The organism is Leisingera sp. F5, assembly GCF_001593695.1.
The window spans coordinates 1-3,179 of the sequence record NZ_LUKH01000268.1 but is presented as its reverse complement, the minus strand read 5'-3'; the positions used below and the strand labels follow the sequence as shown (position 1 = coordinate 3,179).

General features: G+C 60.7%; 3 protein-coding genes and 1 pseudogene. All 4 read left to right on the top strand.

Annotation, left to right across the window (positions count from 1 at the left end; all coding sequences use genetic code 11):
* A pseudogene (locus A2I95_RS28635) lies at positions 1–69 on the top strand (DNA-directed RNA polymerase subunit omega); the annotation flags it as partial.
* A gap of 36 nt (positions 70–105) precedes the next feature.
* Entirely contained in the window at positions 106–2,253 is a 2,148-nt protein-coding gene (locus A2I95_RS28630; protein ID WP_027257288.1) for a bifunctional (p)ppGpp synthetase/guanosine-3',5'-bis(diphosphate) 3'-pyrophosphohydrolase, read from the top strand.
* A gap of 43 nt (positions 2,254–2,296) precedes the next feature.
* Positions 2,297–2,938: a DUF2062 domain-containing protein gene (locus A2I95_RS28625; protein ID WP_027257289.1), complete on the top strand. Its 642-nt coding sequence runs from the start codon at positions 2,297–2,299 to the stop codon at positions 2,936–2,938.
* 105 nt (positions 2,939–3,043) lie between these two features.
* A partial coding sequence (locus A2I95_RS28620) for a pyridoxine 5'-phosphate synthase (protein WP_291735370.1) occupies positions 3,044–3,179 on the top strand: 136 nt, incomplete at its 3' end.

The window sequence follows — 3,179 nt, the reverse complement described above, 5'->3', positions numbered from 1 at the left end:
CCCGCCGATGACGACATGTCTGAAGAGAAACTGCTGCGCGCGCTGATGGAGGCCCAGGGCCAGGGCTAAGGCATGCGCTGACGAATTTGAGGCTGCGGACCGGACATGAACTCCCCCGATATTTCCGCTGGAGATCTGCTTGCTCTGGTCCGCAACTACAACCCGAAGACAAATGCGGACAGGATCGCTGAGGCTTATGCATTCGGCGAGCAGATGCATGAAGGGCAATACCGCCACTCGGGCGAGCCCTATTTCACGCATCCGGTTGCCGTCGCAGCCATTCTGACCGAACAGCGCCTGGATGATGCGACGATCATCACTGCGCTGCTGCATGACACCATCGAAGACACTAAGGCCTCCTATGAGGAAGTCACCCGCCGATTCGGAGATGAGGTGGCGATGCTGGTCGATGGCGTCACTAAGCTGACCAACCTGCAACTCAGCAGCCGGGAGACCAAGCAGGCGGAAAACTTCCGCAAGCTGTTCATGGCGATGTCCAAGGATCTGCGAGTGATCCTGGTCAAGCTTGCCGACCGGCTGCACAACATGCGCACAATCAAGGCGATGCGCCCGGAAAAGCAGGCCCAGAAAGCGCGCGAGACGATGGATATCTATGCGCCGCTTGCGGGCCGCATGGGGATGCAGTGGATGCGCGAGGAACTGGAGGATCTGGCGTTCCGCGTGCTGAACGCTGAAGGCCGCCAGTCGATCATCCGCCGTTTTGTGACCCTGCAGCGAGAAACCGGTGATGTGATCCACCGGATCACGGGCGACATGCGGCTGGAGCTTGAAAAAACCGGGATCGAGGCCGAAGTCTTTGGCCGCGCCAAGAAACCCTATTCGATCTGGCGTAAGATGCAGGCCAAGGACCAGGGGTTTTCCCGGCTGTCGGATATCTACGGATTCCGGGTGATCACCATGTCCGAAGAAGATGCCTACCGGGCGCTGGGCGCCATACATCAGCGCTGGCGGGCGGTGCCGGGCCGGTTCAAGGATTACATCAGTCAGCCGAAATCCAATGGCTACCGCTCAATCCACACCACGGTGTCGGGCCGGGACGGTAAGCGGGTGGAGGTGCAGATCCGCACCCGCCAGATGCATGACGTGGCCGAAACCGGGGTTGCGGCGCATTGGTCCTACCGCGACGGTGTTCGGACGGAGAACCCCTTTGCGGTGGATCCGGCCAAGTGGATCGCATCGTTGACCGAGCAGTTCGACGCCGAGGATGATCACGACGAATTCCTCGAAGCGGTGAAGCTTGAGATGTATTCGGACCAGGTGTTCTGCTTCACCCCCAAGGGCGACGTGATCAAACTGCCCAAGGGCGCGACACCGATCGACTTTGCCTATGCCATCCATACCCGGATCGGCCACGCCTGCGTCGGCGCCAAGGTGGACGGCATCCGGGTGCCGCTGTGGACCCGTCTGCGCAACGGTCAGTCAGTGGATGTAATCACCGCCGAAGGCCAGACACCGCAAGTAAGCTGGCTGGAGATCGCCACCACCGGCAAGGCCCGTACCGCGATCCGCCGCGCCTTGCGTGAGGCAGACCGGGCGCGGTTTGTGAAACTGGGTCATGAACTGGCGCGCTCGGCATTTGAGCATGTGGGTAAGAAAGCCACCGACAAAGCTCTGGAAACCGCGGCGCGTGCCTTGCGTGCGGGCGGGGTTAATGAGCTGCTGGCGCGGCTGGGCGCAGCGGAGATCACCGCGCATGACGTGGTGCAATCGGTTTATCCGGAACTGACCACGACCGGCGATGGCGATGAAATCTCTCCGCGCCGGGCCGTGGTTGGCCTGGAGCCGGGGCAAAGCTTTGAACGCGCGCCCTGCTGCCAGCCGCTGCCGGGCGAGCGCATCATCGGCATCACCTACCGCGGCCGCGGCGTGGTGGTGCATTCCGCGGATTGCGACAAGCTGGGCGAGTTTGAGGACCAGCCGGAACGTTGGATGGATGTGCAGTGGCACAGCGGCACCCACCCGGCGGCTTATGGAACGACGCTTGAATTGACCATCGGCAACGACGCCGGCGTGCTGGGACGCATTTGCACATTGATCGGCGAGAAAAAGGCCAATATCTCGGACCTTGAATTTGTCGACAGGAAACCAGACTTTTACCGGCTTATGATCAATGTGGAGCTGCGGGATGTGGAGCAGCTGCACTCGCTGATGCTGACGCTTGAAGCAGAAAGCGATGTTGCCGCGGTGGCGCGGTTCCGGAACAAGCCGGAAGAGCGCCATTTTCCGGGATAAGCCGCTGAAATTTTGAGCCGGGAACTGGGAAGGACGCACAGCTTTGGTATTCAGGCGCCGGGACAGACGTCCGCCCCTCCGGGCGCTGGCGGATTTTCTCTGGCCGCGCGGCGGCTGGGGAAGGGCGTTCCTGTATGTGAAGCACCGGGTGCGGCGCCTGCCTGATTCGCCCGAACGCATTGCCCGCGGCATCTGGGCCGGTGTGTTCACCACCTTCACCCCCTTTTACGGGCTGCATTTCCTTGTGGCGGCGGTCATTTCCCGGCTGATGAACGGCAACATCCTAGCCTCGCTCAGCGCTACCTTCTTTGGCAACCCGCTGACCTATGTGCCGATCGGAGTGGCCTCGTTGCAGACCGGGCATTGGATCCTGGGCACCGAGTTCGACGAGGAAGTCGATAAGTCCCTGGTTGGCAAATTCATGGCAGCCGGCGGCGACCTGAAAGACAACCTGTTTGCGTTGTTCAAGGATCAGCCTGCCGATTGGCAGGGCCTGCACCTGTTCTATAACGAGGTGTTCTATCCCTATATGATCGGCGGCATTATTCCGGGCCTCGTTACGGCCACGGTCTGCTATATATTGAGCTTGCCGGTGATCCGGGTCTACCAGCAGCGCCGCCGGGCCAAGATCAAAGCCAAGTTCGAAGCAATCAAACAGCGGGCAGAAGTCGGGATCGACCCCTGAACTATGCTGCCGGATTGTACCATTATCACCTGCAGGGTTGCTCTTGCCAGGCTGGTGTCTAGTCTTTGGTTAAAGCATTGACTTCAGACGGATGAGACAGATCTCATGACACAGAACAAATTGCGCCTGGGCGTGAACATCGACCATGTTGCCACCGTGCGCAACGCCCGCGGCGGTGCCTATCCGGACCCGGTCCGCGCCGCAAAGCTGGCCGAGGAAGCAGGCGCCGATGGGATTACCG

Excerpts from the sequence above, each read along its gene's own strand:
- A2I95_RS28630 (WP_027257288.1), top strand. The coding sequence starts at position 106 with ATGAACTCCCCCGATATTTCCGCTGGAGATCTGCTTGCTCTGGTCCGC.